The 21,071-nt window shown below is 36.9% G+C and carries 18 protein-coding genes; 11 read left to right on the top strand and 7 right to left on the bottom strand.

What is annotated here, in order from left to right; genetic code table 11:
* Nucleotides 1–154 precede the first annotated feature (154 nt).
* The 5 genes from GUU89_RS12565 to GUU89_RS12545 form a co-directional block, all read right to left on the bottom strand.
* Entirely contained in the window at nt 155–1,558 is a 1,404-nt protein-coding gene (locus GUU89_RS12565; protein WP_162128246.1) for a gluzincin family metallopeptidase, read from the bottom strand.
* A 157-nt stretch (nt 1,559–1,715) separates the two neighbouring features.
* Nucleotides 1,716–2,150, bottom strand: coding sequence for a hypothetical protein (locus GUU89_RS12560; protein ID WP_162128245.1), 435 nt, complete (start codon nt 2,148–2,150; stop codon nt 1,716–1,718).
* A gap of 198 nt (nt 2,151–2,348) precedes the next feature.
* Nucleotides 2,349–2,828, bottom strand: a complete 480-nt coding sequence (locus tag GUU89_RS12555; RefSeq protein ID WP_162128244.1) for a hypothetical protein — start codon at nt 2,826–2,828, stop codon at nt 2,349–2,351.
* 117 nt (nt 2,829–2,945) lie between these two features.
* Complete coding sequence (locus tag GUU89_RS12550) at nt 2,946–3,446, bottom strand: hypothetical protein (RefSeq protein WP_162128243.1); 501 nt, start codon at nt 3,444–3,446, stop codon at nt 2,946–2,948.
* Between the two features lie 48 nt (nt 3,447–3,494).
* A complete protein-coding gene (locus tag GUU89_RS12545; RefSeq protein ID WP_162128242.1) occupies nt 3,495–3,995 on the bottom strand; it encodes a GNAT family N-acetyltransferase in 501 nt (166 codons plus the stop codon).
* Between the two features lie 73 nt (nt 3,996–4,068).
* Here GUU89_RS12545 and menD point away from each other — a divergent pair, with 73 nt between their 5' ends.
* From menD to GUU89_RS12490, 11 genes are all read left to right on the top strand, one after another.
* Nucleotides 4,069–5,730, top strand: coding sequence for a 2-succinyl-5-enolpyruvyl-6-hydroxy-3-cyclohexene-1-carboxylic-acid synthase (gene menD / locus GUU89_RS12540; protein WP_162128241.1), 1,662 nt, complete (start codon nt 4,069–4,071; stop codon nt 5,728–5,730).
* A 30-nt stretch (nt 5,731–5,760) separates the two neighbouring features.
* Entirely contained in the window at nt 5,761–6,996 is a 1,236-nt protein-coding gene (locus tag GUU89_RS12535; protein ID WP_162128682.1) for an HD domain-containing protein, read from the top strand.
* Between the two features lie 125 nt (nt 6,997–7,121).
* Entirely contained in the window at nt 7,122–8,150 is a 1,029-nt protein-coding gene (gene lpxD / locus GUU89_RS12530; RefSeq protein ID WP_162128240.1) for a UDP-3-O-(3-hydroxymyristoyl)glucosamine N-acyltransferase, read from the top strand.
* Between the two features lie 50 nt (nt 8,151–8,200).
* On the top strand, nt 8,201–9,589 hold the full coding sequence (locus tag GUU89_RS12525) for a bifunctional UDP-3-O-[3-hydroxymyristoyl] N-acetylglucosamine deacetylase/3-hydroxyacyl-ACP dehydratase (protein WP_162128239.1): 1,389 nt from the start codon (nt 8,201–8,203) through the stop codon (nt 9,587–9,589).
* Between the two features lie 11 nt (nt 9,590–9,600).
* On the top strand, nt 9,601–10,386 hold the full coding sequence (lpxA, locus tag GUU89_RS12520; RefSeq protein WP_162128238.1) for an acyl-ACP--UDP-N-acetylglucosamine O-acyltransferase: 786 nt from the start codon (nt 9,601–9,603) through the stop codon (nt 10,384–10,386).
* Between the two features lie 31 nt (nt 10,387–10,417).
* Nucleotides 10,418–10,984, top strand: coding sequence for an elongation factor P (gene efp, locus GUU89_RS12515; RefSeq protein ID WP_162128237.1), 567 nt, complete (start codon nt 10,418–10,420; stop codon nt 10,982–10,984).
* 2 nt (nt 10,985–10,986) lie between these two features.
* Entirely contained in the window at nt 10,987–11,916 is a 930-nt protein-coding gene (locus GUU89_RS12510) for a UDP-3-O-(3-hydroxymyristoyl)glucosamine N-acyltransferase (protein ID WP_162128236.1), read from the top strand.
* A gap of 3 nt (nt 11,917–11,919) precedes the next feature.
* Complete coding sequence (locus GUU89_RS12505) at nt 11,920–12,279, top strand: nuclear transport factor 2 family protein (protein ID WP_162128235.1); 360 nt, start codon at nt 11,920–11,922, stop codon at nt 12,277–12,279.
* Between the two features lie 96 nt (nt 12,280–12,375).
* On the top strand, nt 12,376–13,248 hold the full coding sequence (gene sucD, locus GUU89_RS12500; RefSeq protein ID WP_162128234.1) for a succinate--CoA ligase subunit alpha: 873 nt from the start codon (nt 12,376–12,378) through the stop codon (nt 13,246–13,248).
* A 92-nt stretch (nt 13,249–13,340) separates the two neighbouring features.
* Nucleotides 13,341–15,803 (top strand): DUF7619 domain-containing protein, encoded by a 2,463-nt coding sequence (locus GUU89_RS12495; protein WP_162128233.1) that lies wholly within the window; start codon nt 13,341–13,343, stop codon nt 15,801–15,803.
* A gap of 179 nt (nt 15,804–15,982) precedes the next feature.
* Entirely contained in the window at nt 15,983–18,475 is a 2,493-nt protein-coding gene (locus tag GUU89_RS12490; RefSeq protein WP_162128232.1) for a DUF7619 domain-containing protein, read from the top strand.
* Nucleotides 18,476–18,526: 51 nt separating this feature from the next.
* Here GUU89_RS12490 and GUU89_RS12485 read toward each other — a convergent pair whose 3' ends face one another.
* A complete protein-coding gene (locus GUU89_RS12485) occupies nt 18,527–19,705 on the bottom strand; it encodes a cytochrome-c peroxidase (protein WP_162128231.1) in 1,179 nt (392 codons plus the stop codon).
* A 4-nt stretch (nt 19,706–19,709) separates the two neighbouring features.
* A complete protein-coding gene (locus GUU89_RS12480; protein ID WP_162128230.1) occupies nt 19,710–21,065 on the bottom strand; it encodes a YHYH protein in 1,356 nt (451 codons plus the stop codon).
* Nucleotides 21,066–21,071: the final 6 nt, after the last annotated feature.

Genomic DNA, 21,071 nt, shown 5'->3' with positions numbered 1-21,071 from the left:
AAAAAGCGAAAGACACTGTCTTTCGCTTAATAGAACTGATGGCCTCATCAGTAACGGTTAAGTGCTATGAGATCCTTTCTGACGTAAAGATATATTAATTTCATTTAAGGAAAGCCATTGTGTTATGGTTCGGAACCAGTTTTGATGGCAGTTTTTACTTTTCGGTTATTTTCTTTATGGCATTTGCTGTTGCCTCTGGACTATTAAAATAGTCGTTGATAAGCGATGCTGTTTTTTTATCATTTTTTAAGGTGCTTTTCAAAGTGGAAACCAAAAAGTCATAGTTCGTGAAAGCTGTTTGGGTTTCTAAAATATTTTTTAACCATTCCCACATTTTCTTTTTTCCGATTTCTTTTTCAATGGCAATAAAAATGATCGGAGCATAATCGTACACATAAGTTTCTCTGTCGCTTATATCGGTTATTGATTTTACCATAGCAAATGGATTTGGCTTAAAGTCTTTAAGGTCCTTAATTTTCCTAGCGACTACTTCATCATAGTTTTTTTCGGTTTGATTTTCTTCGGTTAATTTTAAAGCCATATATTCGGTAAAACCTTCCGACATCATATCGCCTAATTCAGTATTAAAAACTTTAATTGTACCAAAATAATAATGACCTAATTCGTGTGCTATGAGTGGTTTGTAGAATTTTTGTGATTTTTCTTCAAATATTCCGGCTAACCCATTTTCTCCCCAGCCAATCCCCATAATGGTTGGATAGACCACAAAAAGCCAACCGTTTTTCTTTGAAGTAGGCGTAGTGTTGATGAAAGTAGGGGTTTGATTAAATGGTATGTTTAATTTTTGTTCGTAGTATTTTTTATAACTCGAAACCAGTGTTGAAAATTGTTTGATTTTTTCTTCCGGAAATTTCGGATTCAAAATAGTAATAGTGCTGTCGTCAAAGACATTGTAATTGCCGCAAAACAAAGCTATTTCTTCGGGTTCATTGCTTTTCAGATGTGCATTAGTTGAACTTACCGGCTTATTACCATTGGCATAAATTGTAGCACAATCAGGGCAAATTATTTCAATATCATAGACGACTCTGTCATAAACAATATCTTTTTTGGCATCATAAATAATCGGATACCAAGCACTTTGCCGACCGTCAGTTCTTAGTGATATTCCGTTAAACGCAATATTTCCTTTCCAATCTTGTCTGGAGAAATTTTCAATAGTATCATTGGCTACAGGAAATTTACCAACATATCTAAATTGCAATTCTTCGGGTAGAAATTTGGTGTTTTTAGCATTTCCCGGTAAATAATAGGCTGAGGATTCGCCGGTAGATGTTGAATCTTTATCTGATTTGTCATAAATAGGAACAAAGTCATTTGGTTTTTTACTTCGGATGTGTAATAAATTCATACCTGAATTTAAACGAATCAAGTAATCTTGAATTCTTGGAATATTGCTCAAGGTTAAGTCGCAATCAAAAGTCCCTTCTTTGATAGAAATTTTGACTTTACCTTTTAAATGGGGAGCGCTTTCTTGAGAAAATAAATGGATTGAGGATGATACTACTATGAGACACGTTAAAATTCGGAAATTCATTGTTTAATTATTTTTAAATTCTGGTTCTTTTTATCTGTTACTGCGGTGTAATGCTACTAACGTACAGCGGCTTAGCGTAATGACGGAAAGGTTAGTGGCTAGTGGTAAATATAAGTAAATTCCCTTTGAATTTTACGTTTAAGAAAAGCGATTATAGTTATGATGCTGAACTGCTGTTGGTGGTTTGCTGGATATTGATTAAGCTTTTTTCTTCTTGAGTTAAGTTTTTAAGTCTAATCTCAACATTTGTCGATGTAAAACTTGATTCTCCAAATTCAATGTAAACATCATTTCCAAAAGAATTTAAATTAAATCTTTTTAATTTTCCAACGCCAACTAATGAGTTGTCACTAATGAAGAAAAAATTAGTGTAAATTTTGTATTTGCCAATATTATAAAACGGAATTATGACTAAGCCATTTTCCAGAAAAATTAAATCACATTTTCTAAATAGATAGCCCACATTTTTTCTCCCTGAAGTAACTGTTTCACTCTTTACTGATTTTTTTACGGACAATATTTTATCACTGAATTTGTCATAAAGTAATTTCAATTGTTTTACGGCATCATCATGACTGGTTTTTTGATCCACAAAAATTACTATGATTATAATTGAAATGAGTATGAAAGGATATATTGCCATACAGTTTTTGGGAAATTGATACTAAACGTACAGTGGATTGGAGGGTTAGTGGTTAGCTGTAAAGTTATGTAAATTTTTTTTCGATTTTCCATTTAAGGAAAAGCAATTGTAGTTATAATCTGGAACCGCTGTTGTAAGCAGTTATGACTATATTTTTTGATATTCCGCTAAAACCATTTTTCCGGTTTTCTTTTCAAATCTTTTATTGAAAGAAAACATATCCCAAAACCAAACTCTTCGCTTAATTTTAAAATCCAATTTTCTCTGAGTAGTTTTCCCTTTTTCTATTTCATCAAAACGATATGAGTAAAAATTGGTAAAGGTTACAGGTATTTGTCCAATTGTGATTGTTGAAAGTAAACCTCCATAACAACCCGGATAGTGTTGTTCTTTGATAGGATAAAGCTTTATTTTCAAATCAACATTTGAGCTGTCTTTAGTTATCGTAAATAATTCCGAATTAGATAAAATCGCTAATTCTTTTTTTAACGATGGATTTACAATATATACCATTCTTTTCGAAGTATTATTTTCGAGTTTTCGGTATTCCTTCGGAATCTTATAACTATAACATGAAGTAAAGCATATAACAATAAGAAATAGGACTATTAAACGAAGGTTTTTCATAAATGCTTACAATTAATGTAGTTAAGTTTACTCATTTTTTAAGCCGCCTCAATACTAATCAAATTTTCGATTTAGACTTGATTAAAGAAAATAAAATAGAACTATGGTGCGCAACAGTTAAAAGTATTTATAATTTTCTTTTTCTTCACCATCATTTTTCAGTTTCATTTCTTTAAATATCGCTATAAGTTTATCTCCTTTATCGGTACAAAATTCGGGGAAATTAATATTTTTTGATTGCCTGCTGCCGCCACATTCTGCGCAAAACTCATAAAAGTCAACTAGCTTATCTTTTTTGTAAAATAAAAGTAAATGTCTTGGATTGTAACAATCAGCCAATACACATTCATTTGCTGTAGAAAGTAAAACCTCGGTTATTCTTTCAGCATAATGCGGGTTTAAAACAACATTGTCTATAAATTTTAGGTTTGGTATCCGTATGGTATCGTTTTCTATTTTTAGCTCATCTTGGCTACTGTAAACATCTCTGTGAGTGGCATAAGAGATAAGTCTTATTTTATCGTATCTTTTTAAAAATTCAGAAGTTTTGTTTTCTTTCCGGTTACAAGAAAAGAGAAACATTGACAATGAAATTAAAAGTAGAAGTTGTTTATTCATATTGAATAGTTTGTTTTGTTTAGAAAAAAGACTGTGGGTTGCTAAATACTACTCCAGCAATAACTGCATAAACTGACTGTGCAGCCAGCGGTCAAACTTATAGCCGGTTTCTTTGATTACCGCTACCGTTTTGAAACCGAATTTTTCATGAAAAGCCACACTGCTTTGGTTCTCGGAATCAATCACGGCTATCATGGTATGAAGATTTTGTTGTCGGGCTAAGTCGATGAGGCGCTGCATAATGACGTGACCAATGCCTTTACCGTGTTCGTTGGGCATCACATAAACCGAATGTTCCACCGTATATTTATAAGCTTCCCTGAAACGAAATTCGCTGTAGTACCCAAAACCCACCAACCGGTCGTCAATAGTAGCCACGATAACCGGAAACCCTTTGCTTAGTTTGTCTTCAAAAATGGCCTGCTGTTGTTCGAGCGTGCGCTGGGTATAATCATACAAAGCCGTCGAATTGACGATGTAGTAATTAAGGATGGCCACTATGGGTTCGGCATCTTTGGGGGTGTAGGGTCTAAGGACTATTTTGGTCATATCAGAATTAAATGTTAAAAGTAAAAAATAACTTTGAACCTTTGTACCTTTGTTTCTTTGAAAGTAAAAATAAATGATCTATCCCAAAATACCTTTAGCACAGAGCATAATTGAAATCTGTCTTGCCAAAGGAGTTCACGATATAATAATTTCTCCCGGTTCGCGCAATGCGCCGTTAACCATAGGCTTTACCAATAATCCTAACTTTCGTTGTTACAGTATTGCTGACGAACGTTGTGCAGCCTTCTTTGCGCTGGGCATTGCACAACAAACCCAAAAACCGGTGGCAGTCGTTTGTACTTCGGGCTCCGCTTTGTTAAACTATTATCCCGCTTTTGCCGAAGCCTTCTACAGCCAAATTCCGCTGGTAGTCATTTCGGCCGATAGACCCCATGATAAGATTGATATTGGTGACGGACAAACCATTCGTCAGGAGAATGTATTTTTGAACCATTCGCTTTATAATGCCAATTTACTCGAAGAAGCTTCTGAAGAAAACGATGTCTTTATCAATGAAGCCATTAATGTAGCCATTGCCCACAAAGGACCGGTACACATCAACGCGCCTTTTGAAGAGCCTTTATACGAAACCATCAACAAGCTTTCGGTAGATTGTAATGTTACCGGCTTGTTTAAAGTGCACCGACAGGTTAGGGTGGAAGACCTAATTGCTTTTTCGACTTTATGGAATCACAGTCAAAAAATCTTAGTGCTGATAGGCGAGAATTTCCCTAATACCATAGAGCAACAATGGTTGAATCAACTGGCGGCACTCCCGTCAGTGCTCATCATGACTGAAACGACTTCTAATTTGCACCACCCATCGTTTATCAATAACATTGACAACTTGATTACGCCTTTTTCGGTAAAGGAATTTACCGAATTGCAACCAAGAATTTTGATTACGTTTGGCGGTATGATTGTTTCCAAACGAGTAAAAGCCTTTTTGCGAAAATATAAACCTCGACACCATTGGCACATTGACGAGCTCAGAGCCTACGATACTTTTGGCATTTTAACCAAGCATTTTCATGTAACACCGAATCAGTTTTTTAAACAGTTTTTGCCGCATGTAAAAGAGGTCGAAAGTGACTATAAAGCCACCTTTGAAGCCATTCAGCAATCCAGAAAAATAAAACACAAAGCGTATTTGTCTGAACTAGCTTTCTGTGATTTGCTGGCTTTTGAAACCATCCTTTCGCATTTGCCTGAAAAAATACAACTGCAAATCAGCAATAGTGCTGCCATTCGATACGCGCAGTTGTTTGCTATTGACGAATCCATTGAAGTATTTTGTAACCGAGGAACCAGTGGTATTGACGGCAGTACTTCTACTGCCATAGGAGCAGCTGTAGGAAGCCAAAAACCAACCGTTTTGATTACCGGTGACGTTAGCTTTTTGTATGACAGCAATGCCCTTTGGAACAATTATATTCCGAAAAATTTCAAAATCATTTTGGTCAATAACGGCGGTGGCGGTATTTTCAGGATATTGCCGGGGCATCAGGAAAATGATACCTTCAATACTTATTTTGAAACCTCGCATTGTTTGACGGCCGAGCATTTGGCTAAAATGTACCGATTTAACTATACCACAGCCAGTGATAAAAAGTCGTTAGCCAAAGGGTTAAAAGAGCTATTCAGTCAAAATGAGCACCCCGCTATCTTAGAAGTTTTCACTCCCACAAGGGATAATGATAAACTATTAAAGCAATATTTTAAGGAATTAGTATAAATGCCTACATTTACGAAAACCGATTTAGCTTTGAGTAATACCAATAAACTAAAAATATTCAACGACCCGATTTATGGGTTTATTACCATACCCGATACGTTGGTGTATGATTTAATTCAACATCCTTACTTTCAACGCTTGCGCCGCATTTCGCAAATGGGATTGTCTTATTTGGTTTATCCGGGGGCGCACCATACCCGTTTTCACCACGCGCTGGGCGCCATGCACATGATGCAAAAAGCCGTTGAAGTACTGCGTTTTAAAGAAGTTACCATCTCAAAAGACGAAGAGAATGCTTTGTATATCGCTATACTGTTGCACGACATTGGTCACGGGCCTTTTTCGCACGCCATGGAGCACAGCATAGTGGAAGAAGTGAATCACGAAGCCATTTCGTTGTTATTCATGAATAAGCTAAATGAAGAATTTGGTGGGCGATTGAGTTTAGCCATCCAAGTATTCAAAGGTGAATACCATCGAAAATTCATGCTACAGCTGATTTCAAGTCAGTTAGATATGGATCGAATGGATTACTTGAAACGCGACAGTTTTTACTCGGGTGTAGCGGAGGGCAACATTAATTCTGACCGATTAATCCAGATGATGACGGTAGTGGATGATGTTTTGGTGATGGAGGAAAAAGGCATCTACTCGATAGAAAAGTTCTTGATGGCACGTCGTTTAATGTATTGGCAAGCCTATTTGCACAAAACGAGTTTGGTGGCCGAACTGACTTTGACCAAAACCCTGCAAAGAGCAAAAGAGTTATTGCACAGAGGTGTTGGAGTTGAATGCAGCAGCCCGTTACTGTACTTCATGAAGCACAAAGTTACCTTAGAAAAGTTTTCAGATACTGATTTAAATACGTTTGCTCAATTGGATGATTTTGATGTGATTAGCGCTTTGAAAAATTGGCAGTATCACGACGACTTTATCTTGTCGAGTTTGAGTAAAATGATTATCAATCGCGATTTGTCGAAAGTAAAACTCAACAGTGAAAAGTTTCCGAAAGAAGTGTTGGAAGACATGACGACTCGCTTTATAAAAGACCACAATATCACCCAACAAGAGGCTAAATATTTTATCTTTAAAGGCAAGATTAAGAATCAGGCCTACAGCAAGGAGGCAGAACCCATACGCATTTTAAAGAAAGACCGAACCATAGAAGATGTGGTGGAAGCTTCGGACCAATTGAATTTGAAAGCCTTGTCTAAGCCGGTGACTAAATATTATATCTGTTTTCCGAAAGTACTCTCAGAAAAATAGGTGTTAAAATCGTTTTTTTTATATTTTTGTGGCAATGAAACGAACTACAAACATTTTTGATTCTTTTAGCAGGTTCTTAATTGGTGTGTTCCATCTTATTCCTATGAAAAACAAAATAGCATAAGATGAAATTTACAGCAGCTCAAATAGCAGGAATTCTGGAAGGCGAAGTGGTGGGAAACCCGGATGCCGAAGTATTCAAATTGGCTAAAATTGAAGAAGGTACCGAAGGGTCGCTGACTTTTTTGGCTAACCCTAAGTATGTGAATTTCATTTACACTACCGAAGCTACTATAACCATAGTCAATAACACTTTTGAACCGGAACAGGCAATCAAAACCACTTTGATTAAAGTAGATGATGCCTACCAATCGTTTTCAAAATTATTGGAATATTACAACCAAGTAAAACTAATGAAATCAGGAATTGAACAGCCTTCTGTGATTTCTGAAAATGTAATTTATGGTGAAAACCTATACTTGGGAAGCTTCAGTTATATTGGTAAAAATGTGGTTATTGGCAACAACGTAAAAATTTACCCCAATACCTTTATTGGCGACAACGTAAAAATTGGCGATAATTGTATCTTTTTTGCCGGTGTAAAAATATATTCAGAAACCGAAATAGGGAATAATTGTAATTTCCACTCCGGATGCATAGTAGGTTCTGACGGTTTTGGTTTCGCACCAACAGAAGACGGAACTTTTAATAAAATTCCACAAATTGGCAACGTAATCATTGAGGATGATGTTGAGATTGGTGCCAATTCGACCATTGACAGAGCGACTTTGGGCACAACTTTTATCAGAAGAGGCGTTAAATTAGACAATCATATTCAAGTAGCACACAATGTAGAGATTGGCGAGAATACTGTTATTGCAGCACAAACCGGCATTGCAGGTTCGACCAAAATCGGCAGCAATTGTATGATTGGTGGACAAGTTGGGATTGCCGGACACATAACCATTGGTAATAATGTACGCGTTCAAGCCCAATCAGGTATCGGAAAAAGCATTCCGGACGGAGAAGTCATACAAGGGTCACCTGCCTTTAATTATGGTGATTTCAGTAAATCGTATGTGCATTTCAGAAACCTGCCTAAGATTGTGGCTGATATTGAGGAATTAAAAAAGAATAATACACCCGAAGCATAAGCTGCTTGTAGCGCGCAACGGATTAAACCTAAACTTAAAATAGCATACCCATGGTTAAACAAAAAACCATCCAAAACGAGATTTCGCTTACGGGCGTTGGACTTCACACGGGAAAAGAAGTCAAAATGACTTTTAAACCGGCACCGATTAATAACGGTTATACTTTTGTCAGAGTAGATTTAGAAGGAAGTCCTGTTATCGAGGCGGATGCCAATTATGTGGTGAACACACAACGAGGAACCAACCTTGAAAAATTAGGGGTTAAAATTCAAACTTCAGAACACGTACTGGCTGCCTTTGTAGGGTGTGATGTGGATAACGTGATTATTGAGTTAAACGAATCGGAGCCGCCTATTATGGATGGTTCTTCCAAATTTTTTGTAGAAGCCATTGAAAAAGCCGGCATAGTAGAGCAAGAGGCGGAACGCAAATATTACGTAGTAAAAGAGGTTATCTCTTTCACTGATGAAAGCACAGGCAGCGAAATTTTGTTAATGCCTTCAGAGGATTACCAAGTAACCGCTATGGTTGATTTTGGTACCAAAGTAGTTGGCACACAAAACGCTACGATGAAAAACATCTCCGAATTCAAAACTGAAATTGCCGATGCCAGAACCTTTAGTTTCTTACATGAATTAGAAACGTTATTGGATAATGGTTTAATCAAAGGTGGTGACTTAAACAATGCCATTGTATATGTGGACAAAGAGATTTCTCCCAAAACCATGGAAAACCTTAAAGTAGCTTTTGGTAAAGACCATATTTCGGTAAAGCCTAACGGAATCTTGGATAACTTGACATTGCATTACCCAAATGAAGCGGCACGTCACAAATTACTTGATGTTATTGGTGACTTAGCTTTGATAGGTACTCGTATTAAAGGAAAGGTAATTGCCAATAAACCGGGGCATTTTGTCAATACTCAATTTGCTAAAAAATTATCTAAGATTATTAAATTAGAACAACGCAATCAAATTCCGGTGTACGATTTACACAAGGAGCCTTTGATGGATATTCATAAAATCATGGCCATGTTGCCGCACAGACCACCGTTCTTGTTGGTTGACAAAATTTTAGAAATGTCAGACAGTCATGTGGTGGGACAAAAAAACGTAACAATGAACGAAGATTTCTTCGTAGGCCATTTCCCGGGAGCACCGGTAATGCCGGGCGTTTTAATTGTAGAAGCCATGGCACAAACCGGAGGGATTTTAATCTTAAGCTCGGTTCCGGATCCTGAAAATTATTTGACGTACTTCATGAAAATTGACAATGTAAAATTCAAGCACAAAGTGTTGCCGGGTGATACCTTGGTTTTCAAATGCGATTTGATTTCTCCTATTCGCCGAGGGATTTGCCACATGCAGGCCAATGCCTATGCCAACGGGAAATTGGTTGCCGAAGCCGAATTAATGGCACAAATTGCCAAAAAGAACTAAACTAATACTATATGAATCAACCATTAGCTTATGTACATCCTGGTGCTAAAATCGCTAAGAATGTCGTTATAGAACCTTTTACTACCATTCATAACAATGTCGTTATTGGCGACGGAACTTGGATTGGCTCCAATGTTACCATAATGGAAGGTGCTCGCATAGGTAAAAATTGTAACATTTTTCCGGGAGCCGTTATTGCTGCTGTGCCTCAGGATTTGAAATTTGGTGGAGAAGAATCACTTGCGGTAATTGGAGACAATGTTACTATTAGAGAGTGCGTTACGATTAATCGCGGAACGATTGCTTCGGGACAAACTAAAATCGGAAACAACTGTTTAATCATGGCCACAGCGCACATTGCTCACGATTGTCATATTGGCGATAATGCCATTATTGTAAATGGTGTAGCCTTGGCCGGACATGTGATTGTTGGTAACTACGCTATCATTGGTGGGTTGGCTGCCATTCATCAGTTTATCCATATTGGGGATCATGCTATGATTTCGGGAGGTTCTTTGGTGCGTAAAGACGTACCGCCTTATACTAAAGCAGCGAAAGAGCCACTATCGTATGTAGGAATCAATTCGGTAGGGTTGAGAAGAAGAGGATTTACTTCGGATAAGATTAGAGAAATTCAGGACATTTACCGAATTCTGTACCAAAAAAATTATAACACGTCTCAAGCTATGGGCATCATTGAAGCCGAAATGGCCGCTTCACCGGAGCGTGATGAGATTTTAGATTTCATCAGAAACTCGTCAAGAGGTATTATGAAAGGCTATTCAGGATCATACTAAAAATTAAAAACAATATTAAATAAACATTACAATGGCATCTACATCAGATATTAGAAACGGATTATGCATTAAGTTCAATCACGATATATATAAAATCATCGAGTTCCTTCACGTAAAACCGGGAAAAGGACCGGCTTTCGTAAGAACGAAATTGAAAAGTTTAACCAACGGAAAAGTATTAGACAATACCTTCTCGGCCGGACACAAAATTGATACGGTTAGAGTAGAAACTCAGAATTTCCAATATTTATATGCTGAGGGCGATCAGTTTCATTTTATGAACGTGGAGACTTATGAGCAAATTACTTTGAACAAAGATATCCTTGATGCTCCTGATTTATTGAAAGAAGGAACTTTAGTAATGGTACAAATCAATACCGAAACCGAATTGCCACTTTCTGTTGATATGCCGGCTTCTATTGTTTTAGAAGTAACTTATGCTGAACCGGGCGTTAAAGGAAACACCGCTACTAACGCTACTAAACCGGCTAAAGTAGAAACCGGAGCTTCGGTAAACGTACCCTTATTCATCAACGAAGGGGATAAAATCAAAATTGATACCGCTACCGGTTCTTATATGGAACGTGTAAAAGAATAGTTTTGAAATTTTCCAGAATACATACTTTAAAAGAAATTGCTGAAATCATCAGTTGCTCTTATGTTGGCGCTGATGATTTTGCTGTTGAAGGCATGAATGAAATTCACGTGGTGACTCCGGGTGATATTGTTTTTGTCGACCATCCTAAGTATTATGATAAAGCCTTGCAATCAGCAGCGACTATTGTTTTGATTAACAAAGAAGTCGAGTGTCCGGCAGGCAAAGCGTTGTTGATTTCGGATGATCCTTTCAGAGATTTTAATACACTTACTAAGCATTTTCGTCCTTTTGTGGCGGCTAACGTCAGTATTGAGGCTTCGGCTACTATTGGTGAAGGTACCGTGATTCAGCCTAATTGTTTTATAGGGCATAACGTTACCATTGGCAAAAACTGTTTGTTACATGCTAATGTTATTGTTTATGATAATGCTGTGATTGGTGACAATGTGATTATTCATTCAGGTACCATTTTGGGTGCTGATGCTTTTTATTATAAAAAACGTCCCGAAGGTTTTGATCAATTGCTTTCCGGTGGGCGAGTAGTGATTGAAGATAATGTAGGTATTGGAGCCTTGTGCACTATTGATAAAGGCGTTACCGGTGATACGACCATAGGTGCCGGGACAAAAATTGATAACCAAGTGCATGTGGGTCATGATACGGTTATTGGTAAAAAATGTTTGATTGCTTCACAAACGGGTATTGCCGGTTGTGTAATTATAGAAGATGAAGTGACACTTTGGGGGCAAGTGGGAACTACCAGTGGCATTACCATTGGCGCCAAAGCGGTTGTTTTAGGACAAACGGGCGTAACGAAGTCGATTGAAGGAGGTAAGAGTTATTTTGGTACGCCGGTAGAAGAATCACGCGAAAAGTTGAAGCAATTAGCCAACGTAAAAAGAATACCGGATATTTTAAATAAATTGAAATAAACTATGAGCGCTAAAGAAATCGTTCAAAAATTTTACCAGTCAGATGTACTTTTGGAACCCGATACGGTTAAAGAGTTTTTGCATCCTGAAGTGATTTTAGAATGGCACAGTACCAGAGGCTTTTTAAAACTTAAAAAAACGGACATTCTTGCTTTGAGTAGCGAATTTGGTAAAGCCTATGTGCGTTCCAAATCCAGAATTACGCATATCATTGCTGAGGATAATTTGGTTTCGGTTCGCTATTCACATTATGTCAAAACCATTGAGAATCCCAGAGAAGAAATGTTGTTAGCTCATTTCATGGTCATTTGGGAATTGAAAGGCAATAAGCTTTATCGTGGGTATCAAATGAGTCAGCTATAACAAATTTGCAAAAAACTAATGGCTAATTACCAATTACTAATTACTATTTTCTACTTTTGCAACACAAAAAATAAACACAAATAAACAAACACAAACATGAGCGTTTTAGTTAATAAAAATTCAAAAATAATAGTACAAGGATTTACCGGAAGCGAAGGAACTTTCCACGCTTCGCAAATGATTGAATACGGTACCAATGTAGTGGGTGGTGTAACTCCGGGCAAAGGAGGAACTACTCATTTAGATCGTCCCGTTTTTAATACAGTTAAAGATGCTGTAGAACAAGCCGGAGCTGATACTACTATCATATTTGTTCCGCCTGCCTTTGCGGCCGATGCTATTATGGAAGCGGCTGATGCGGGTATCAAAGTAATTATTACCATTACCGAAGGTATTCCGGTAGCCGATATGATTAAAGCGTATCAATACATCAAAGGAAAAGATTGTCGTTTGGTTGGACCTAACTGTCCGGGCGTAATTACTCCGGGTGAAGCTAAAGTGGGGATTATGCCTGGTTTTGTTTTCAAAAAAGGAAATGTAGGTATCGTATCTAAATCGGGTACGTTAACTTATGAAGCGGCTGATCAAGTGGTAAAACAAGGATTAGGTATTACTACAGCTATCGGTATTGGTGGTGACCCGATCATCGGAACTACAACTAAAGAGGCGGTTGAATTATTAATGAACGACCCTGAAACAGCTTGTATCATCATGATTGGTGAAATTGGAGGTCAGTTAGAAGCTGATGCTGCTAAATGGATTAAAGCTGATGGGAATCGCAAACCGGTTATTGGTTTTATTGCTGGTGAAACGGCGCCAAAAGGAAGAACGATGGGGCACGCAGGTGCTATCGTTGGTGGTGCCGATGATACTGCTGAAGCCAAAAAGCGCATCATGAGAGAAAACGGAATTCACGTAGTAGATTCTCCTGCTGAAATCGGTAAAAAAGTTAAAGAAGTGATGGGATAATTTCCCGACATACATTATAATTTAAAGCTTCACTATTGTGAGGCTTTTTTTATTTAAAAACTTTTATATATTTGACTATCAAATTACTTTATATGAAGTTCAAATATCTTTACTCGTTATTGCTTTTTTCAGTATGCTTGGGTAATGCCCAAATTATAAATTTTACGGATGCTAATTTTAAAACCAGACTTTTATCAGCAACCACTTCAAATGGTATTGCCAAGAATCAGGCAGGAACAAGCGTTGTTGTTGATACTAATGGTGACAGTCAGATACAAGTCAGTGAAGCTTTGGTTATTTATCAGCTAACGGCAAACGGAGCTACGATTACTAGTTTGGGTGGTGTTGAATACTTTACCAACTTGAGGAAACTAATCAGCACAGGAACCTCTATTACCAGTATCAACGTTGGCGCACTGACCAATTTGACGGATTTAAGCGTTACCTCATCGCAATTGGCAAGTTTAACGGTGAGCGGTTTAACTAATTTAGTCAATCTAACTTGTAGTAATAATAAGCTTACCACAATTAATTTATCGGGCTTACCAAGTTTGGTTTACTTTAAGTGCGATAATAATCTGCTGACTTCGCTTAACATTAATGCTATAACAAGTTTGGTTAATCTTTATTGTTATTCCAATCAATTGACGAGCCTTAACCTTTCGGGCATGTCACAGTTAGATGAAGTGTATAGTTATTCCAATCAATTGTCTTCGTTAAACCTAACAGGATGTTCAAGCCTTAGGTATTTTTATACGTATTCCAATGTATTGACTAGTTTAGACGTAAGCAGCTGTCCAATTTTATTTGAATTGCAGTGCTACTCTAACAATCTTTCGAGTTTAGATTTAAGCAATCATCAACAGTTAGCCTGGGTAGATTGTAATACTAATTTACTCACCAGTATTAATGTGCAAGGTTGTATAAACATGACCGAATTGAAAGCAGACCACAATTTACTTACCACTCTTGACATCAGCGATACTAAAGTAAGTAATTTGTATGTCAACAATAATCAATTGACTAGTTTGTTTGTGAAAAATGGCAGGTTTGAATCGTTATTTTACATTATGAACAATCCCAATTTGGCTTATATCTGTTGTGATGAAGAACAGTTGACTTCTGTTCAAAACTCTGTGGTTACTTTTGGAATCCCAAATTGTACGGTCAATACTTATTGTTCTTTTGTTCCCGGCGCAGGTACTTATGGTACATTGCAAGGAAACATCCGAATTGACTTGGATGCGAACGGCTGTGATGCGAATGATATTGATTTTCCTTTTATGAAATTTAATGTAGTCAGTGGTAGTGTAACGACTAATCTATTCGCCAATATTTCAGGTTTTTATCATATTTACCTGCCAATAGGAAATTATGCAATCACTCCGCAAATCGAAAATCCAAGTTATTTCAATATAAGTCCAACCAATCTTACTTTGACTGTGCCAACAGCTGTTAATCCAATGGTTCAGGATTTTTGTTTGGAACCAACCGGAGTAACACATAATGATTTAGAAATTGTTTTACTGCCCATAGATTTAGCGCGTCCGGGCTTTGATGCCTACTATAAAATCATATACAAAAACAAAGGAACCAGTATTCAAAACGGTTCAATAAACTTAACTTTTGATGATAATGTTATAGATTTTGTAGGCGCAACACCTTTAATACAAAATGTTGCCGAAAATAATTTGACTTGGTCGTTTAGTAATCTTGCCCCTTTTGAAACAAGGGTTATTAATGTATCATTTAATTTAAATTCCCCGGTGGAAACACCACCTTTGGTAAGTGGCGATATATTGCACTATGTGGCAACCATAGTAGGAGCTGTTGATGAAACGCCTATTGATAATGTTTCGACTTTGAATCAGTTGGTGTTGAATTCGCATGATCCTAACGACAAAACTTGTTTAGAAGGCACAACTATAACACCAAGTATGGTGGGTGAGTATGTACATTATATCATTCGTTTTGAAAATACAGGTACCACAAATGCTGAAAATATTGTGGTGAAAGATATGATTGATACCACTAAGTTTGATATCAGTACACTGATACCACTAAGCGGCAGTGCTCCTTTTGAAACCCGTATTGCAAATACCAACAGAGTTGAATTTATCTTTCAAAACATCAATCTGCCTTTTGACGATGCCAATAATGATGGGTATGTTGCCTTTAAAATTAAAACAAAACCGACATTAGTAGTTGGAGATACGTTTACCAATTCGGCCAGTATCTTCTTTGATTATAATGCGGCGATAGTGACTAATGCTTTTGCAACAACCGTTCAAGCTTTGGCTACTCAAGATTTTGATTTCAATGCCTATTTTAGCTTGTATCCTGTGCCGACTAAACAAATGTTGAACTTGCAAACAAAGGAAACGATAGGAGTAAAGTCAATAGAAATATACAATCTTTTAGGACAAATGGTAATCGCTATACCTAATGCAGCAACTGTTTCAAGTATAGATGTTGCTAACCTTAAGGCTGGGACATATTTTATAAAAGTTAATACCGATAAAGGCACGGCGAATAGTAAGTTTGTCAAAGAGTAACTAAATGTTTTTATAAACAACTCCTGCTGAAATCGGTAAAAAAGTAAAAGAAGTGATGGGATAATTTTCCCTGTTTTTTAATATTGAAATCCTCTTGTTTAGTTACAAGGGGATTTTTTATTTGACAGAAAAACCAAACACTGCTATTTTTGTATATATTTGAACATCAAACTGTTTTTATGAAAAAACTTTACACTATTTGGACTTTTATTTTGATTGGGATTACAGGAAATGCACAGATTGTCAATATACCTGACATGAATTTTAAAAATGCCTTACTCAATCATAATCCGGTAATTGATACTAATAACGATGGTGAAATCCAGGTAAGCGAGGCATCAAGTGTTACTGATATTTTATATGTTAATAATAAAGGCATCACTGATTTGACCGGTATTACTAGTTTTACTAATATTCTTATGTTATATTGTTTTGATAATCAGATTACTACTATTGACTTAAGTGGTATGACTAATTTAGAGCAATTAAGTTGTGACTACAATCAAATTACTACCTTGAATTTAAATGGTCTGAGTAATCTTCATTATTTGTATTGTTCTAATAATAAGCTTACCTCGTTAGATGTAACCGGATTAAATATTTATAATTTGATTTGCACAGATAATTTGCTTCAGACATTGATAGTTTCCGGTCAGCCGAATCTTCAAGTGCTGAATTGTTCTAATAATCAACTTACGGCATTAGATTTAAGTGGATTAACTATATTAGAATCTTTTGAGTGCAGTTACAATCAAATTGCTTCACTGGAAGTTAACGCTTCCCTTAATCTAACGGGAATTAACTGTGCTAATAATCAGCTTTCCTCGTTTGATGTTAGCGCCTTAAACAATCTATCCAGTTTAATTTGTTCTTTTAATCAATTGTCATCTCTTGATGTTAGTAACAAAGAACAATTGTCTCTTTTGGAGTGCAGAAATAATCTGTTGACAACACTAAATATAGCCGGTTTACCAAATCTGTCTACCTTATACTGTGAAAATAATCAAATCAGTACTTTGGATTTTTCAGCTTCAACCAATTTACATAATTTGTTATGTAATGACAACTTACTTACTACTTTAGATGTAAGCACTTCAGGTTACTTACAATATTTATATTGCAATAATAATAATCTGGTTACTCTGAATATCAAAAATGGTGCTAACGAAGATTTTACTATTTCCGGAAATCCTACCTTAGAATATATTTGCGCCGATGAAGGTTTTGAGACAGAAACTATTCAATACTTGATTGATAATACATCGGGATTTCCTAACTGTCATGTGAATTCCTATTGTAGTTTTGTACCCGGTGGTGATTTTTATACCGTGCAGGGAACTACTCATTACGATGCCAATGGCAATGGTTGTGATGTAAATGACGTTATGTATCCAAATTTACATTTTTCAATTTCTGATGGTGTGAATGCTGGGAATTTAATTGCAGATGCAACAGGTGTTTATCATTATGAGGTTCAAGATGGTACCCATACCATAACTCCGATATTTGAAAATCCGGACTACTTTACCGTTTTTCCGTCAGTTACTAATGTTACTTTTCCTGATGCTGTAAGTCCGTTTAATCAAGATTTTTGTATTACTTCCAATGGAACTCACAATGATTTAGAAGTTACTTTACTGCCAACTACTTCAGCTCGTCCGGGTTTTGATGCTAATTATAGAATCATTTATAAAAATAAAGGGACTTCGGGACAAAGCGGAACAGTTTCCCTTGATTATTATAATCCTATTGAAGATTTTGTTGTCGCTAATCCCAATTATACTAGTGAATCAACTGCTTTCTATAACACTTTAAATTGGTCTTTCAGTAATTTGCAACCTTTTGAAACCAGAGAAATAGCAGTCACTTTTAATCTGAATTCACCTTTAGAAACACCTCCGTTGAATTCGGGTAATCTCATAGAATACAGTGCAAGAATTACCGGTACAACCGATGAAACACCTTCAGATAACGTTTCAAGCATCACTCAAACTATTGTTAATTCATTTGATCCAAATGACAAAACCTGTACAGAAGGATACAACCTCCCGCTCAATAAATTAGGTGATTACCTGCATTATATTATCCGATTTGAAAATACGGGTACAGCAGATGCACAAAATATTGTGGTTAGTGATGTAATTGACACTACAAAGTTTGATATTAATACACTGATTCCTTTAAGCGGAAGTCATTCTTTTGTAACCAAAATAACATCAAACAACAAAGTTGAATTTATTTTTAGAAACATTAATCTCCCGTTTGATGATGCCAATAATGATGGTTTTGTAGCTTTTAAAATTAAGACACTGCCATCACTTACTGAGGGCCAAATAATTAACAATTCTGCTAATATTTACTTTGACTACAATGCCCCAATCGTAACTAATACTTACGCCGTGCAGGTATTTAATCCGTTGTCTAATGCTGATTTTGAATTTAGCAGCGTGTTTAATTTATCACCAGTACCCGCAAAAAACAATTTGATAATTACCACTAAACAAAATGTCACAATTAGTTCGGTAAATATTTATAATACACTAGGGCAATTAGTTCAGGTAAATACTAAGCCAACCGGAACCCTTGATGTTTCCGGGTTAAAAACAGGCAGTTATTTTATAAAAATTATAAGTGATAAAGGAACTGCAAGCAGTAAATTTATTAAAGAATAAACCAATTATTCTATATAGAAAAAGCCCCTCGAATAAGGGGCTTTTTTTATTTTAATTTGGAAACGGGTTTGACCATTTCGGATCGCTGTATACATTGGTGCCCGATAGTGTTTTGAGAAATGCCATGACCGCATTTACCTCGGGAGCGGTTAGGTTTAAGTGTTGTCCAAAACCGTTGGGTCTTAACTTAGGGTCAAGATTGGTATTGCCCGGAGCTAAATTAATAGTTCCATAATGTCCGATAACTGCCTGTAAGCTAGTGATTACTCCGGTATGCATCAAGGGACCGTTTAAGGTTCCATCGGTCTTAACAATGTCTCGTAGAGAAGGAGCACGGGTGTTGGTAATATCAATTCCGGTACCGTTTAAAACCCCTATGATTCCATTGTTGCCCGAATTGGGTGCAATATCAAACTCCGGGGCCGCATGACAACCCGCACAACCTAAACCACCTCCGGTACGGCTTCCAGTAGCATCAAACTGAGGAGGCGCTAGGAACAATTGTTTTCCTTGATTTTCCTGATTGGTAAAGTTGGAAAAAGTCTGACCATCATTTAACGCTAAAGCTCTTCCGGCATCGTATTTACTGTCAAACGATTGTATACTGCGAATAAATTGAGCTAAAGCTAACTGTATTTTACTTTCGGTAATATCTTCTGTACCGTATACAAATTTGAAAAGTTCTTTGTAATAGCCTAACTGACTTAATTTAGTAACTAAATTGTTAAAATCTTCATCACCATTCGCGCCACTGTATCCCATTTCGTTATGATTTCGGATGGGCTGTGTGGTTTGAAATTCAAGTGTGGCCGCACGTTCATCCCAAAAGAATTTGTTTTCATTAGCAAAACGGGCATTAATCAAGCGCATGGCATGACGCCCGGTAGTTCCGTTTACACCAATACTGGCTACATTGGTATCACTAAAGGCATTGGCTTGTTGATGACAACTAGAGCAGGAAATAGTATTGTTGGCGGATAGATTTTTGTCATAAAAAAGAACCCTGCCCAAAGTTGCCCCTTTATTGGTAATAGGGTTGGCCATTCCGTTATCTTTCGTAATATACGTTGGTATGGTTTGATTGGCATAATTAGCCAAATTGTCTAAATCAATTTTGGTTCCGAAAGTAGCCTTAACATTAGCATAAGGATCAACATAATCATCGGAGGAATTACTGCTGCAGGACCATAATGAGGCCACAGCCAATAAGGAAATCCATTTGGTTTTCATAGGCTTATTTATTAACTATTATTTTAAAAGTATTGGAATGGCTGTTATCGCTGATTTTTAGAAAATAAACCCCATTGTAAACGGTTTGCAAATCAAAAACGCTTAGGGTACTTCCTTGCAGAATTTGCTGGGTTTTAATCACTTTTCCTAAGGCATCCACTAAAGCTACTTCAATATTGTTTTCCATCATATCCGTTTGAATAGCCACAAAATCTTTTGCCGGATTCGGATAGATTTTAGCGTTCATTTTGGTTACATCAAAGTTGGCGTTGCTTAGCGTATAAGGAGTTGTAGATTCTGAAATAGTAGATACTTTCACAGCTGTTTTATTGCCATAAAAGGTAGGTCCCACAGCATAAGGGTAAGCTGAATTGTGGTTGGCATCTACCGTAGCAAAGTAGCAATATATTCCGTCAGGATATTCAGGAGTAACGCAAAATCTTCCGTTATGAATGTCTAAATAACTGGCATCTGAAGGATGAGATACAAATTCGTAGTCTTCTCTGAAATAGCCCAAAGGATAAGTAGCACTTACAGCAGGCCCATCGGTAACATCAGTGCCATCAGCATAAACAGTTCGAGTAGTTATATTTCGCAATTGGTAACTTGATTTCATTCTGACGATACCTCCGGTTCCGTCAACATTGGCATAACCATAAGCACCATATATTGGGAAGCCGTCATAAGCAAATCCAATCAAAGGAGAATGCTGCGTTTCATTAATAACATATAAACCATCCGACGGATATGCATCACAGACGGTTGAAATTACGGCCAAATCTAAATTAAATGCACTCGGGTTTTGATGGTGATGGTAATTCCCCATAGCCGGATGCGCTTTGGCACAATCAAAACCACCTTTTTCGGCTACGATAGCATCACGATTCCATTTTCCGTCACCGGTACAAGCCGGTTGAATGGGTCCACCGCATAATGAATTAGTTGAATTTTTCCAGGATACACCATCCCGATAATCAAACAAGGCTACACCATTGATAAAGAGACCAATATTACCGCCATTGGTAGCAGTTGGTGTTCCTGTATTTTGTGTTGGATTTAAAGGAAATTTGAAAATAGCTCCATTTTGCGTAGTGGCCAACGAAGGATTTCCGTCTAAAAAAGGGCCGGTTATGTAAGCCGGAATCCCATTGGTAGTAACATAAACCCAATTAGTTGAGTATTGAACCGTTTGCACATTGGCAGCCACAGCATCGATAATCGGAGTTGAGTTGCCCGAAACGTAATGACGACCTGTAATTCCGGTAGTATTACGCAACCATGAAGTTATTGCCGGGTTGGTTTGTGCCTGAAGCAGCAAGCTACTTGAAACGAACAGCCAAGTTAAGAACTTTATTTTCATAAGAGG

Source organism: Flavobacterium phycosphaerae (assembly GCF_010119235.1).
Lineage (GTDB): Bacteria > Bacteroidota > Bacteroidia > Flavobacteriales > Flavobacteriaceae > Flavobacterium > Flavobacterium phycosphaerae.
This window is presented reverse-complemented; position numbering and strand designations above follow the sequence as displayed.